The sequence below is a fragment of the Hungatella hathewayi WAL-18680 genome (genome assembly GCF_000235505.1).
GTDB lineage: Bacteria > Bacillota > Clostridia > Lachnospirales > Lachnospiraceae > Hungatella_A > Hungatella_A hathewayi_A.
Genome location: NZ_JH379027.1, coordinates 2499046 through 2514439, shown reverse-complemented (window position 1 = coordinate 2514439; position 15394 = coordinate 2499046). Strand labels below are relative to the sequence as shown.

Here is a 15394-nt window from a genome sequence, read left to right as displayed (position 1 = left end):
TCTTCATGGAATTCCCCGCCTGCTGCCATTTCGATATTCAGAATAATGCCTCGTACTCCTTCACCCGCTCCAGGAAGTCCGCCTCCCGCACCTTTCCCTCCGCCATCAAATAAGCGTAGTCAAAGTAATTAGGAAGAATGGATATCCCAATCAGCTCTTTTGCAAAGGCGTGGGCCGCAATCTCACTGCACCGCAGGATTCCGCCCGTCCGCCTTCTGCCAAATATCCTGCTAAGCTCCACCGGCTCCAGATAATCCGACACGAACCCGTGCTCATAATACTTCATCGTCCTCTCGTCCCGAATCTCACTGCTGTGGTACTCCAGATAATGGAAATACTCATGGGCCAGATGGATGCGAAGCGCCTCCTCCTCCGTCAGTTCCACCTCCCGGCTGTGTTTCGCCAGCTCGGCGATGGACTGCCGGTAAATCATCACCTTCGCACTCCCATCCTTCCCGTACTCGCTTTGGGCGCGGAATGACACCCCGTACTGCTCCCCGCTCTTCTCCTCGTAGATGATTTCCATCCCCGCTTCTTCATAAGGCTGGAAAATGTCGACGGTGCCCGACTCCTTCACCCGCCCGGCCGCTTCCCGCCCCAGGTTCAGCGATGCATTGACATAGTAAGGATAACGCTCCTTGGCAATCTTCCCAACCAGCAAATCATTACTCAGTTCAAACATGGCAAGCGCTTCATCCGATATCATTTCCGCTCCCCTCCTTCCATATAAATGGTCTTCTACTTGTAAGCCACCGCAATCAGCTCCTCGCTGTCCTCCAGCCCCTCAATCTCCATATCCAAAATGGAATTCAGCTGCTCCGCGCTCTGCATCCCGGTTAAATCCAGCATTTTCTCCCGGTAGAAGATAAATACCTTCGGAATGGTGGCGTTGGCGTCCGAGAAGGTGGTGTTGGCGTCCAGGAACTCCGCAAACTCGCTGTTCTTTCTGCCCTTGGCGAACTTCAAGTACTCCGCCTTCTCCTTTTTCAGCCTGACCACGCCCTCCCGGTCGATGACGCACAGACGGCGGCTCTTCTGGCTGAAGAATCCCAGCACCTTTTTCTTCGTGACCGCCTCATATACATTCCATCTGCCGGAAGCGGCCACGCAGTTTGTCTCCTCCTTTGGTGTCCCCAGGGCCTCCGACGAGATGGTCTGAAGTTCCTCCTGTTTCAAATCCGCCGCTCCCAAATCCTTCTGCCGCAGCTCCGTGGCCCCCGTGGCGATGGCCCTCAAAATATTTTTCTGGGCATCCACCTCGATGGTCACGTCCACCGTCTTTTCGTTGGCGCCGGACTTCACGATTTTCTCGATGATATCCCGGCGGATTTTCTTGATGTCCTCCTCCGTGGGATTGGCGATGGTCCGCTCCATCTGCTCCCGCACCATGGCAAGCGCCACGCCGATGGTGGAGATATAGGGGGCGTTCTTGGCTATCTTTGATTTGACGCCCATCCGCTCGGCCAGCGCGTGGACAATGACGGCCCCAGAGCCGCCGCCGCCCACCAGGGTGACGAATTTGGTGTCCAGCTCGTACTCGTCGATCAGCTCTTCCACCACATCCACCAGCTTATCCATGGCCAAATCCATGGTCTTCCTGGCGGCCTCCTCGCCGGTACAGCCAAGATAGGCTCCCAGGGCATCCCAGGCCGCCCTCGTCGGCTGCTGCCGGCCTCTGGCGTAATCCTCCTCCGGCACGTAGCCCAGCAGGTTGGCCGCTCCGGCCAGTGTCAGGGAGTACTCCTTCCCGGCAGGATTTTGAACCAGCACATACTCCTTCGGGTCATCCGCTCTGGGGCTGACAAACAGCACCTTGGCGCCATCCAGTGTCCCATCCTCCTGGAAGCACTCGTACTCCTTCCCGGCAATGTGAGCCGAGCGTGGCCCGATGTCCACGATCTTCCCGTCGCTGACCCGGACCATGGAGCCGCCGGCCACGCCCAGCGTCCGCACGTCCAGAGACTGCAAATAGGTCTTGTGTCCGCCCACCTGGGCGTATTTTATCATTACCTTACCATTTTTAATCACGGAGATATCCACGCTGGTGCCGCCGGCCTCGAAAAAGATTCCGTCGGAAATCTTCTCATACATCAGCGCGCCGGCCACCCCGGCCGCCAGGCCGGACAGCATGGTGAGGATGGGGCGTTTTCTCACCTCATTGATACTCATCACGCCGCCGTCGCACCGCATAATCATCAGTCCGGACTGGATATGGGTGTCAATCACCGCCCGCTCCGTCATGTTGGCGGTCTCCATCATTTTCGGAATCAGGGACGCGTTGACAACCGCTGTCCTGGTTCTCATCTTCAGGCCGTAAAGCTGGGATATCTCATGTCCGCCGGTGCAGTAAAGTCCCTGCTTCCCGGCAGCCTCCTGGACGGCCAGCTCATGCTCCGGGTTATCCACACTGTACGCCTCGGAGGCCACGATGACCTCCGCCCCGGCGCCTCTCACCTCGTCGATGGCGGCCCGGATGCTGCCGTCATTTACTGCCCTGGAATCGAGGAAGGTATGGCTGGTCTTTAAGAATTTCCCAGGAGCCAGCTCGATGTTCTCCACAGATGTCTCATTCCTCGCTCCTCTGGCGTCCATGCCGGTTCCCATGCCGATGATGCCGACACTGGCCACGTCACCCTCCAGCAGCGCGTTGGTGGCCTGGGTGGTGCCGTGGGCGATAAACACCACGTCCTCCGGCGCTATCCCCAGTTCTTCCATCAGCTGGTTAATCAGCGTCACCACGCCCACCGCCACGCCCTCTTCATGGGTGGTCGGAATCTTTTTCTTCGCAATCACGTCATAGGTGGTGCTGTCAATGACAACCGCGTCCGTAAACGTTCCGCCTACGTCAATTCCTATTCTTACTTTCTTCTTCATAGCCTGATGTACTCTCCTCTTTTCCTAACTGCTGTCACTGCATTACAGTACCACAAAGCTGGCAACGATAAGTCCCGCAAGGGTGGAAACTGCAATCCACAAAATGGTCTTCTTTAAGAAATCATTAACGTCGGTCTTGGTGAAATCGGCCACCCATACGTTGTGGGAGTTGGTCGGGTCACAGACTGCCTGCACGTTGGAATCCAGTCTCAAAGCCACCATAGCCGCAACCGGGTTCATGCCGCAGGAAGCCAGCAGGGCCACGATACCGGAGCCAAGGCCCCACACATTTAACGGTCCACGGTAGATCGCCAGTGGGGACAGAAGTCCGAACACCAGGACAAACATCACTGCATTTGACGGGATAATAGCTTTGATAACCGGCTCTAACACTGCCGCTACCTCAGGCGCCATAACAGCCTTCAATACCATACCGATGCCAATCATCAGTCCGCAGGCGCCGGCCGTCTCCTGGATACCTTCCACGAAGGAGCTGGATACCACATGAACTGCGTTTTTCGGTGTTGCAAGAATCAGGGTTAACACGATTCCGATTAAGATAGCCGGTACCAGCGGAAGCTTCAGTGCAAATACCAGAACTACAGGAATCAATGGGGAAATCAATGCGATGGAGCGCACATTTTTCTCGCTTCCCATATCGGATGACGGCATTGCCCATGCTTTTCTCTTCTTGCCGCCGGATTTGATCATCACATAAACCATAATCACGGAAACTACAATCAATGGTGCCGCACACAGGAAGGAATACTGGGTCACGGTCTCCAGCGGCAGTCCCAGGGTATCAATATACACACCCAGGGTTCCAACGGAAAATGTAACACCGATGCCGTTGCCCAGCAGCAGAATGGTTCCGGCCACCAGCGGGCTTAAACCAGCGCTGATCATAATCGGTACAATGATGGTTCCAACCAGAATGAACATGCCAAGACCGTTGGAAGCCGCAAATATAATGGATGTCACAATGAGAAACGCGTACGCGATGGGAAGCGGTTTGTCACCTGCCATCTCCGCCGCCTTGCGGATAATGGTATTGGTAATGCCAACACGGCTCAATACCTTGCCGAAAAATCCGCCGAAGAATAATCCGGCGATAGCCGTGCTCATTCTCATGGAGCCCGCTTCCAGCACATCCTTGGCAATGCTGAACTCCCCGCCGATAAACGGGATTCCAGCGATTAACGCGATACCCACCGCCATAATCGGCAGCGCCAGGATGGTAGGCAGCTTTCTCGTCATCATCAGCACTACCATCAACACAAATAACCCAAGTATTCCAATCACCTGAATTGTCATATCTAAAAATCCTCCTTCATTACCATTCTCTCTTTTGTTCTTTCAACTTTTAAAACTTTTTCCTAAACGCTTTCCTTTTCCTGCTTGATACTCTTTCGCCTCTGTCATTCTTTCAAATCAAGAAACGCATCCTGGGCCACTAGATGGCGCTGCAGTTCTTTCACATCCACCTTCGCCACTTCGCCGTAACATCTGGCTTCTGCCCCCGCTGCGCTTCTGGCCGCCTGCGCCGCCAATGCCGCCGCCACTCCGGCCGCATGGCCCAAAGTTCCGGCCGTCGGTGTCGTCCGAATCGCCGCCTGCGCCTCAAAGGAAGCGGAGATGCACCGCCCTGCCACCAGCAGGTTTGTGATATCCTCACAGTATAGCGTCTCATAGGGAATGCTGTAATAGGTCCCCTTCTCCGACAGGAACCGGCTGTCCGTCCCGAGCCCCTTGGGGTTGTGAATATCGATGGGATAAGCCGAATGGGCAATCACGCTGTCAAACTCCCTGCGTTTCAAAATATCCTCGGCCGTCAGTGTGTATTTCCCGGACAGCTGTCTGGAACCTCTGACTCCCACACTGGGACCCGTAAATTCCAGCAGGGCATGCTCGAATCCAGGAACATGGCTTCTCAGAAATCTGTCAAGCTGTCTGCACTGCCGCCGCCCCACCACTTCCGCGTCGCTCAAGCTGGCCGCGTTCACCGCGTCATGCTCGATAATCCTGGTGGTGTTGACAATGTACTCGCCCGGCCGATCCGTCTCAAAGCACAGCACATCCTCCCGCTTAATCTCCAGCTCACCTCTCGCTTCCGCCGCCCGGAATTCTTCCTGGAATCCGCAGAAGGAGAACCGGCTCACCGTGTCCATCAGCTCCTCGTTGCCCTGGTGGCGGGAGAAATCCTCAATATGATTTCGGATATGGTTCTTGATGGCCGCCGTATCCACATTCACATATTTCATGTTCATGGTCATGGGCTGGGCCGCTCCGTCGGATTCTCTTCCCTTGGTCATGGGCGCTCCCGCAAATGATGCCACGTCCCCGTCCCCGGTGCCGTCTATGTATACCGCCGCCTCCAGCTTATGGATGCCGTCTTTGTTGCACACCGTCAGACCGGTTATCCTGCCGCCCTCACATTCCGCACCGCCGATAAAGGTGTGAAACAGAACCTGACAGCCGGCTTCCTCCGTCATTTCATCCAGGACCACCTTCAGTCCTTCCGCATTAAACGGGGTCAGATAGCTGATATACTGCATGGTGTCGTAGATATGGCCGGTGGAATAACCATCGTTTTTGAGCCGCTCCACAATCTCCTCCATGATTCCCCGTATCACCTGCTTCTCCCCGGCGTGAAATGTCATCATGGGTCCCACACCGCATCCGGTCAGCGCACCGCCTAAATAGCCGCTCTGTTCCACGATCAGAACCTTCGCGCCCATCCGGCCCGCCGCTATGGCTGCCACGGTTCCCGATACCCCGCCGCCTGCTACAATCACATCATACTGCGTCTCATAGCAAAACTTTTTCATCCCTTCTCCTTTCCTCTAAACGATACCGTGGGGCTGGAAAGCTAAAACTGGAAATTCTGACTGGTCTTTTTTGACGTTTGATTTTCATTGCAAATCAAAATTTTCATTATCAGAGTCTATTTTTGTGCATTTTCATCACATTGTTTTCCATCCACTCGGTATTTTTATGCTATTATACTATCACTATTTTCATTTGCTGTCAATATATTTGATTTACATTTTCATCACAAGTCATTATTTGCAAATGTTTTGGAAATATGGTATACTTTTGGAAATACGAATACGAGTTATTTTCTTAATATAAGGAGCAGGATATGGTATCAACCGTTATTTCTAAAATAATCTCCATGCAGCCCAATTTTACCGTGAGCGAGAACGCCATCAGCCAGTATGTCATCAACCATGCCGAGCAGATTCTCACCACCACCATCACCGCCCTGGCCGATGAGACCGGCACCTCGGAAGCCAGCATTAACCGCTTCTGCAAGAAGCTGGGCTACAAGGGCTTCAATGGATTAAAGATTGCGCTGGCGCAGGAGAGCTTTTACAACAATATGGTTCAGGAGACCCCCTCTTCCTCCGGCGGGAATTTTATCTCCTCCATCACCTCCGATTACCGGAGCATGTTGAACAACACGGCGGCCCTGCTGGACGAGAAAACCGTCTTTGGAGCCGCGGAGATGATAAAGAATGCCAGGTGCATCAATCTCTATGCCCTGGCCAACACCACCTTTGCCGCCAGGGAGTTCCGCTACAAGCTGGAGCTGGCCGGCATCCGGGCCAAGGATTTCACGGACCCCCTAAGCATCAGTCTTCAGGTGACCAACACGGCCCCCGGCGATTTGTCCATCTTTATCGCGCGGAGCATTATGATGAAGGATATCTACCAGGCGGCCAGCGCCTCCACTGACCGGGGCGGGAAGAATCTGACCATCACCAGCGTGGATTCCCCCAAGCTTGGCGATTTGTCGGACTACAAGTTCATCGTGTCGGACAAGCTGATTGCCAACAACACCACGGCGCTGTCGGACAACCTGATGTATCTCTATGTGACGGACATTATTTACAGCGCGCTGTTAAAGAGTGATAAGGGACTGCGGCAGAAGAAGTTAAACAGCGACGCGCTGATTAACAACAGCCAGACTATGGATTCTTACGTGTTTGAATATTAGACGGAATTGCAGACGACACCGGGACCTTTCGGATGATGACTCATCGGAGGGGTTCCGGTGTTTTTTGATGTGATATCAATAGAAAATGCTCCGGTTTCTGATAATTTCCGATAGATTTTCTTAATCCTTTTTGCCTCCCATTGTATTCAAAAATCAGATGTGTTATCTTAAAACTATAAGATAATTGTGTAAATTATCTGATATAAAGGAGGAGAAATTATGAAAAAACAATGTTTTACCCGCCGGTACGGGGCGGCCGCCGCCATTCTGGCAGGCGCGCTATTCCTGACCGGGTGCGGCGCCAGCAAAAGTTCTTCGGCCTATATGGCGGAGACCACGGCCGCTTCCTACGACAACAAGGCAGAAGTCTACCAGGAGACAGCGGCCATGGAATACGACCAGGTCTCACCGGAGGATGGCGGGCTGACCAGTTCCACCGGAAACCTTAATGTGCAGCCGGCCAGCCGCAAACTGATTCGCAACGCCAATATGGACGTGGAGACCAGCGACTTTGACGGCCTGTTGGAGACCATCAGCAGCCAGATAACCGCCCTTGGCGGCTATACCCAGGATTCCAGCGTCACCGGCTCCAGCATGACAGGCAACAACGAGCCCCGTCGCCGGTACGCTTCCATCACCGCCCGCATCCCCCAGGAGAAGCTGGATTCCTTTATCACCACGGTGGAGCAGAACGGCAACATTACCAACCGCTATGAATCCACCTCGGATGTGACCCTCCAGTACAGTGATTTGGAGAGCCGGAAGAAATCTCTCATCGTGGAGCAGGACCGGATCTGGGCGCTGTTAGAAAAGGCGGAATCCCTGGACGCGGTTATCACGCTGGAGAAGCGTCTGTCGGAGATTCGCTACGAGCTGGAATCCATGGAGTCCCAGCTGAGACTGTATGACAACCAAGTGGAGTACAGCACCGTGAGTCTCAGCATCCAGGAAGTGACCACCTACACCCCCACCTCACCGGAGACCTTCGGCCAGCGGATTCAGAGCGGACTGTCCAAAAATGCGGACGCCATGACAGCGTTTATGACCGGCTTCCTGATTTGGCTGATTACCACCAGCCCCATATGGCTGCCGCTGGCGCTTATTGTTCTGGTGATTCTCTTCTTCACGAGAAGACGACGTGGACGGGAGCGGATCAAGAAAGCGGCACAGTCGGCGCCTTCTGACATCATAGACCGAACAACAGATATTTCCGATACGGAAGAAGACGTATACTATACAGAAGACAAGTAATATCAAAACCTCAACCTAACAAACAGGCCAGCCGTCGGCGGTAAAACACCGCTGACAAGCTGGCCTGTTCCTGTATACTCTCTTCCCTATTCAAAATCCTTCAGATACTCTCCCACCGAGCGGGTCATCTCCCGCGAGAAATCGCTGTTGTACTTGCGCCTGCAAAACGCATCCGCCCACTCCTCAAAGGTTCTGTCCGGATACTCTTTGCCAAACATTTCCCGCAGCTTCTCCCCGTCCATCTCCCGGTAATAATTCTCGTGGACCACATCCTCCAGGCGGCACCGCTCCGGCTTCTTTCTCGCCTTCTGCTGCTCGTTCGGATAGCCAAACACCACCATGGCAGCCGGGAACACGTATTTGGGCAGATGGAGAAGCTCTCTGTGCGTTTCACACTGCTCCATGATATCCCCGATGTAGCAGGAGCCGATTCCCAGGCTTTCCGCCGCCGTCACCGCGTTCTGGGCCGCTATCACGGCGTCCTCCACAGCCAGCATCAGATCACCCACTCCCGGCTCCCTGGGATTACACCCGGCCTCCAGAAATACATCCTGCCACTTCTTCGCGTCGGCACAGAAGATGAGTACCATCTTCGCCTTGGCGATAAACGGCTGGTTGTCACAGGTCTTTGCCAGCGTTTCTTTCAGGCTCTGGTCCGTGATATCCAGAATCGTATACAGCTGCTGGTTCCCCGCCGTCGGCGCCGCCATGGCCGCTATCAGAATCGCCTTCTTATCCTCCGCGCTGATTTCCTTATCCAGATAGACCCGCATGGATTTGCGCTCCATCAGGCTTTTGATTACTTCGTTCATGTTTCCGCTCCCCTCTCCCATGTCAGTCCATACTCTTACACATAGATAATCGTGATTCCCGCAAAGCTGCACTTGCCTGTCAGTTTTAACACCGGCGTCCCGGTAGAAATACTTCTGTTCTTCTCCTCAACCCCGCCCAGGGAAGCGTCCACCATATTGTCCACACGCCATTCCTTGGGAACAAACAGTTCGACTCCCGCAAAGGAGACATCCAGCGCCACAACCGCCTGCCCATTCTGAATGACCGCATTATCAAAATACACTTTCATGGCGCCGAAACTGCATTTCAAATTGGCGTGTGTAAAATCGTCAGAATTAATATATTTGATACTCCCGGCAAATGACGTGCTTAAATGGATACTGTCCCCCTCTATGGTCTCCATCTCAAACTCTTCATTTCCGTGATGCTCCCAATGATTTTTTCTCCAAGGCTGAAACAGCATGGAGCAGCCGATACTGCCAAGGGCCGCCGCCCCCAATACCGTCCAGGGAGTCAAAGCCGTAATTCCCAGTTCCTTATCGTACAGGATACACAAAAATGCTATGGAAAACAGAATCCCCGACGCGCTTCTATGCATCACGCTCTTGATCAGCATGGCTGCCAGAAACACGGTAAAAAATATGGTCCACAGACTGATTCCTCCCAGAAGTCCCAGCTTATTGACGATCAGGGCAATCGCTCCCACGATGAAGAACAGCCCCCAGAATAGATTTTCTTTTTTCATGTCTCTTACCTCTTTCCCTCCAGCCGTTCTTTCAGCGGCTTATAATAATATCTGGACACATACACCTGTTTATGAGTTCCCTGAAGCTGAACCAGACAGGTGGATGAGATGGTGCGCGTCAGCGCGTACACAACCTTGATATTCAGGATTGTGGATTTGGATACCCTCATGAACACACCGGGCAGCCGTTCTTCCAGTTCATAAAGCCTTAACTTCACCAAAAACATGTCGTTTTTCGTGTGAGCGTAGACCACATTTCCCTCCGTCTCGAAAAAGCAGATGGCATCCAGCGGCAGATAATATTCGGTGTCGTCTTTATAAAACACAAACTTCTGCCCGGCGTTCACAATCTCGCTGACCGCCTGCTCAATCTTTCGCACCTGCTCCCCCAAACTGCTGGAACGGATGACCACTTCGTCCTCCGTCAGACTCTCGTCAAGCTCAATCCGGATTTTCATCTCATCCCCCCTTCCATGTCCCCATCTAACCATATTCCGGTGCAAATGTAAACCGGTTTTCAGTAAGTGGCAGAAACGGGGCGGTAAGTGGTCAGCTTTCCGCTGTCACCTGCCGCCCCGCCAGAATGATCGTTCCCGAAGCAATTCCATTTTATACAAGACATTTCTCCTGGAACTTGGCCCTCTTTTCCCCGCTGATTCCAAGCTCAGACTCAAAGAACCGCTCCATAGAGCCGTATGAATCCTCCACGGCATCGAATGCTGCCTGAAGGTAAGAACGGTCCGCCAGAAACAGGTTCCGCACATTCCGGGCCATGGTCTCATCTCCGGTCTTCTTTAAGACCTCTTTTTCGTATGCGTCAGCCCGCTTGGTGGAAGCCCGGTTTGTCGCCAGATAGTCCTCAAAAATGGTCTCTCTGTCCACGTTTAACAGTTCCAGCACCAGGGCCGACACAACTCCGCATCTGTCCTTTCCCTCCGTGCAGTGCCATAAAACCGCTCCCGTCTCCATTTCCATAATCACCTGCATTACCCGGCCCAGCTGTGCCGTGGAAAAGCTATCGGTAACAATCAGCCGGTAGAGGGAAGCCATATCCGGCATGGAACCCGCTATCATGGATAGGTCCGTCATCTTCTCATGGGTAATGCCGACGGCCCGCTCCTCAAATAATGGAAGGTGAATCCACTCCGCCCCCGGCACGCTGGCGTCCGGCCGCTCCCGCACCTCCGCATCCGTCCTCAGGTCAATCATTCCTCTCAGGTGATATTCCACGGACAGAAGGTTCACATCCGCTTCTGTCAGCGCATTCAAATGATTGCTGCGGATCAGCAGCTCCGGACGGATCACCCGTCCCTCACGATTGACCGTCCCTCCAAAATCTCTTACATTGTCCGCCCCGTCCAGCATGATATCCTGCATGATACCTTCCTCCATCTTCCTGTCTTTTTCTTCCTTCCACGCATCCGCGTCCACTTGTTCCCCAATCGAAAAATGCGAACCCGGCTGAATCCGGATTCGCATTGTCATCGTGAAATGCAGAAGAAGGGAGTCGAACCCTCAAGGTGTTACCACCACACGGACCTGAACCGTGCGCGTCTGCCAATTCCGCCACTTCTGCATGTCGCTGTCTTGCAGCAACGAACTTAATTATAGTATAGAATTCCAGTTTTGTCAATTTTTATTTTGTATTATTTTCAACATTTTTCTCTATTGTTTTAATTGTTGAATTAATATCATATATTCTGATTGTTTCCGTTTCCGCTCCGGCTCTCTCGAATGGCCTCCCCGGCGGTCCGTATCAGCTCTTTGATATCCACCGGCTTGGTGAGGTGGCCGTTCATACCGCTGTCGATGGACTTCTTCATATCCTCGTCAAAGGCATTGGCCGTCATGGCGATAATCGGGACGGTTCTGGCATCCTTCCGGTTCAGGCGGCGGATCGTCTCGGCCGCTTCTAAGCCGTCCATCACCGGCATCCGGATATCCATGAGAATCAAATCATAGTAACCCGGTATGCTTTCCTCAAAACGCTCCACGCCCAGGAGTCCGTTCTCCGCTGTCTCCACCTCAAAGCCCTGCATCTCAAGAATCGATACCGCGATCTCCGTGTTCAGCTTGTTGTCCTCCACCAGAAGCACCCGGCAGCCGGTGAAGTCAACGGTCTCGTCCTCCACACGCTTCCTGCCTTCCATATCCTGCTCTTCCACCGTCTGAAAGCCCAGCGTAAAGCTAAAGCAGCTTCCCTGTCCTGCCTGGCTCTCCAGATGAATCTCGCCGCCCATCATATGTACCAGGCGGCTGCTGATGGAGAGTCCCAGTCCGGTGCCTCCGTAAGCGGCTGCCGTACTGTTCTCGGCCTGCTCAAAAGCGTCGAAGATTCTCTCCTGGTGCTCGGAGCTGATTCCAATCCCCGTATCCGTCACCGCGAAATAAATCTCCGCCCTTCCGTCATGTTTCCCGAAACTCTCGGAGCGGTTCTCCCGGATGGTCAGGGTGATGGTTCCGCCCTCCGGCGTAAACTTCACCGCATTGCCCAGGAGATTTAACAGCACCTGTTTCAGACGCATGAAGTCCGCCACAAGCCAGCAGTGACTTAAGTCCACCTCCTGCACATAGGTGATATGCTTCTCCTCCATCTGCTGTCTCACAATGTCCTCGGTCCCGTCAATCAGCTCTCTCAGACTGCCGCTGCCCAGAGCCAGCTTCATCTTGCCGCTCTCGATCTTGCTCATGTCCAGAATGTCATTGATCAGACTCAGCAGATACTTGGAGGACTCTTCAATCTTCACAAGACAGCCTTCCACCTGCTCCGGCTGTCCCTGCTCCTTCAGCGCGATGGTGGTCATGCCGATAATCGCATTCATCGGCGTCCGAATCTCATGGGACATTCTGGAGAGGAACTCGCTCTTGGCCCGGCTGGCCAAATCATAGCGCTCCCGGTTCACATTGGTCTCCACGATTCTGGCAATCTCCTGAAGTTCCGCATACGCCGCCTCATCCAAAGGACTGCCGGCCGCCTTCTCAATCAGCGTGATAGCTCCCATCAGCTTCCCGCCATCATACAGAGGAATGCTGAGCCCTGCAAATCCATCCCGGATGTGAAGCAGTCTTCTCTCTCCCTCCTCAAAGCCTTCCTCACCATGAAAGGTAACCAGACCTGAAGCCAGCTTCTCCCTGCATCCGGCCAGTTCCTCCCCGTTAAAGTGATAAATCCCGCCGTCATAAGGAATCTCCTCCCCCGCATGCCACTGCCTGAAGAGGTTGGAGGAGTTGAAATCCAGGCGTATCTCACTCATAAACACGGCCTGAACGCCGTAGCGCTCCCCGATTTTCGCAAAGAGAACGGCGAGAACCGGGCCGGCCTTTCCGCCTCTGGCAAACAGGTTGAAGGCCCTGGTCACCAGATTCAGGGACATGTTATCCCCGGTGCTTGCAATCTCATTGATGCGGCGTTTTCCGCCACTCTCCGCGAGACGCTCCGTCTCCGGAATCTCCTGTGCAAAGGTACAAAGGCCGGCTCTACGCTTCTTGGCATAGGCCATGACACCGCAGAGTGTCCCAAGGAGATGGTCAAACGGCGCCTCCTTCTCCCCTGTCTCTATGGCAGCCGCCGTGACGGAGAGTTCGAAATCCCCGTCCTGGTCAAACTGCTTCATCATATCCTTCATACTGCCCAGGAATTGCAGGGTCTCCCCTCTGTCAAACCCGCACAGCCACAGAACCATCTCGTCCCCACCGGCTCGGTAGGAAACCGAAGTCAGCCCATCCTGGAGGTACTGTTTCTGCAAGCGGGATATCATCCTGCCAAGCTCCTCCAGCACGGCATCACCAAAGTCAATTCCATACTGCTCGTTGATATCCCCGAAGCCATCCACATCCAGCAGAACCAGACAGCCCCGCTTTCCAAACTCCATCTGTGAGCGGATGATTTCGCGGCCAATCTCCTCCCGGTACAGACCGGTGACAGCGTCAATCCGGGCCGCCCGGCTGGCCTGCTGCTCTCTCATCTTCTGCTCGTTGATGTTTCGGATGATTCCGATTGCCTTGCTCTTTCGTCCGGAGCGCTCCAGGATGGTTTTGCCAGAAAGTTCCATCCACTGCCAGCCATTTTTCTTGGTGCAGTAGCAGAAGGAAATCTTGAATTCCGGCTCCAGATTTGTGAAAATCCGCTCCAGCGCCAGCCGGTCCTCCTCCAGGATATCCAGATTTTCCAGAACACTTCTGGTCAAATGCTCCTCACGGCTCTCCCGCTTCCCGCCGTCGGAGATATTGTAGACATCGATGGTATCCTCGTCGATATTGTAAGTGAATATAATATCGGTACTGCTCTGAAGGGCCAGACGATAGCGCTCCTTCTCCTCCAGGGCGGCATTTTCCGCCGCTCTCTGCCGTTCCGTCAACTCATTTACCGCCTCGTAGAGGTCATCCACCTCCACAATGTCTGTCTTCTTGTAGTCCAGCACCGTATTTCTTCTGACCTTTCGAATCCAGTCCGCCAGAACGCTGATGGGCTTCGTCAAATGCTTCATAAGGACGAACACGCTGACGATGCCAAACAAAAGGGCCACAAAAACCGCCGTCAACACGCTCTTCATGATGCGGTTGCTGATTCCAAACAGAGACGATTTCTCCTGGACGCCAATCAGGGCCCATCCATGGTTCTCAAAGGGCGTGTTGATATTGTAGATGGCGAAGGGCGCCACATCGGCATAGTAGCTTTTGCTGTCCCTGGCACCGTCTTCCGTCTCAATCTGATGGAGGGTGGGATATCCCGTCTCCTTGAGATTCAGCGGCACTCCCGTCTTCGCGCTGCGCTCCGCCACATAGCCTCTCGTGTAGAAGGGAACCAGACCGCCTTCCCCGTCGTATTCCGCCAGAATATAGCCGCTCTCCTTGCCCTGGTTTAACTCCTCCTTCGGAATCAGCGTATCCAGCGCGTCGGACGAAAGCTCCACTCCAAGAACGCCGTAGACCTCTCCCTCCTGGGAGATCAACGGCATGGAATAGGAAATCATGTGGTAGCTGTCGCGGACCATATTGTCTTCCAGACAGAAGAGTTTTCCCCAGTAAGCCAGATTCTCCGGCTTGGCCCCAGGATTGTCAAGAGCCGCCCGGTATGGCTGATAGAAAAAGTTGTCAGCATCCAGACTGCCCTCCTTCTGAAAGCGGAATTTCTTCGTCCAGATGGTGTCAAAGGGAATCTTTAACTCGTGGGAGAACTCATAGTCCCCTCTCTCCATCAACAGGTCCGAGTAGTCCTGGGGATTGGCAAAGGCATCCGAATCCCGGAAATAAAAACCGCTGCATTTATATCCCTCATCCGTCTCCTCCTGAAGGCCGTCCGCCAGCACCAGGTAAGCGCCGTTGACTCCGTTCCTTCGAAGCATGGTAAGGACAGGGGTCAGCATTTCCTGCATAAACTCCTGCTTTGCGTTCTCATCCTCAAGAAAGGTATCCGCCTCCAGTTCCCGCTCCTCCATGATCCGTTCCAGAAGAGCATTGGCGGCCTGGCTCTCACCGCTGATGTCAGACCAGCGGTGAACCATATTATTCTCAAGTATCAGATTTCGGTTTTTTACAATCTGTTCCATAATTCCCACGGAATAGTCGTTTAAATAGCCGCTCATGCCGCTGAGCACAAGGGTGCCATAAGAGATTGCGGCCTGCACCACCATGACCATCGCCAGGGGGATTAGAAACATTTTCAATATCGTCTTTTTTTTCAACATAGGTTCCCTTACTTCCAAACAGAATGATGTCCGGTTCCTTCCCCT

At 53.6% G+C, this 15394-nt stretch carries 11 protein-coding genes and 1 tRNA gene; 2 read left to right on the top strand and 10 right to left on the bottom strand.

Translation table 11 applies throughout. From position 1 onward, the window contains the following. Window positions 1-37 precede the first annotated feature (37 nt). The 4 genes from HMPREF9473_RS11280 to HMPREF9473_RS11265 form a co-directional block, all read right to left on the bottom strand. Window positions 38-706 (bottom strand): hypothetical protein, encoded by a 669-nt coding sequence (locus HMPREF9473_RS11280; protein WP_006780234.1) that lies wholly within the window; start codon window positions 704-706, stop codon window positions 38-40. 32 nt (window positions 707-738) lie between these two features. Then, window positions 739-2874, bottom strand: coding sequence for a hydantoinase/oxoprolinase family protein (locus tag HMPREF9473_RS11275; RefSeq protein ID WP_006780233.1), 2136 nt, complete (start codon window positions 2872-2874; stop codon window positions 739-741). Between the two features lie 42 nt (window positions 2875-2916). Then, window positions 2917-4188, bottom strand: coding sequence for a hypothetical protein (locus tag HMPREF9473_RS11270; RefSeq protein WP_006780232.1), 1272 nt, complete (start codon window positions 4186-4188; stop codon window positions 2917-2919). A gap of 104 nt (window positions 4189-4292) precedes the next feature. Beyond that, on the bottom strand, window positions 4293-5702 hold the full coding sequence (locus tag HMPREF9473_RS11265; protein WP_006780231.1) for an FAD-dependent oxidoreductase: 1410 nt from the start codon (window positions 5700-5702) through the stop codon (window positions 4293-4295). Between the two features lie 314 nt (window positions 5703-6016). Here HMPREF9473_RS11265 and HMPREF9473_RS11260 point away from each other — a divergent pair, with 314 nt between their 5' ends. Together HMPREF9473_RS11260 and HMPREF9473_RS11255 are read left to right on the top strand one after the other, a co-directional pair. Continuing rightward, window positions 6017-6874 (top strand): MurR/RpiR family transcriptional regulator, encoded by an 858-nt coding sequence (locus HMPREF9473_RS11260; protein ID WP_006780230.1) that lies wholly within the window; start codon window positions 6017-6019, stop codon window positions 6872-6874. Between the two features lie 219 nt (window positions 6875-7093). Then, window positions 7094-8125 carry a DUF4349 domain-containing protein gene (locus tag HMPREF9473_RS11255; RefSeq protein ID WP_006780229.1) on the top strand — a complete coding sequence of 344 codons (1032 nt, stop codon included), beginning with the start codon at window positions 7094-7096 and terminating at the stop codon, window positions 8123-8125. 86 nt (window positions 8126-8211) lie between these two features. Here HMPREF9473_RS11255 and HMPREF9473_RS11250 read toward each other — a convergent pair whose 3' ends face one another. The 6 genes from HMPREF9473_RS11250 to HMPREF9473_RS11225 form a co-directional block, all read right to left on the bottom strand. After that, window positions 8212-8937 (bottom strand): nitroreductase family protein, encoded by a 726-nt coding sequence (locus HMPREF9473_RS11250; protein WP_006780228.1) that lies wholly within the window; start codon window positions 8935-8937, stop codon window positions 8212-8214. Window positions 8938-8972: 35 nt separating this feature from the next. Continuing rightward, window positions 8973-9662, bottom strand: coding sequence for a LiaF transmembrane domain-containing protein (locus HMPREF9473_RS11245; RefSeq protein WP_006780227.1), 690 nt, complete (start codon window positions 9660-9662; stop codon window positions 8973-8975). A 5-nt stretch (window positions 9663-9667) separates the two neighbouring features. Next, window positions 9668-10120, bottom strand: a complete 453-nt coding sequence (locus HMPREF9473_RS11240) for a LytTR family DNA-binding domain-containing protein (protein WP_006780226.1) — start codon at window positions 10118-10120, stop codon at window positions 9668-9670. Between the two features lie 151 nt (window positions 10121-10271). Next, window positions 10272-11147 (bottom strand): tyrosine-protein phosphatase, encoded by an 876-nt coding sequence (locus tag HMPREF9473_RS11235; protein ID WP_080568820.1) that lies wholly within the window; start codon window positions 11145-11147, stop codon window positions 10272-10274. A 7-nt stretch (window positions 11148-11154) separates the two neighbouring features. After that, window positions 11155-11238: transfer RNA gene (locus HMPREF9473_RS11230), tRNA-Leu, on the bottom strand. Between the two features lie 115 nt (window positions 11239-11353). Next, window positions 11354-15349 (bottom strand): ATP-binding protein, encoded by a 3996-nt coding sequence (locus tag HMPREF9473_RS11225; protein WP_006780224.1) that lies wholly within the window; start codon window positions 15347-15349, stop codon window positions 11354-11356. Window positions 15350-15394 lie beyond the last annotated feature (45 nt).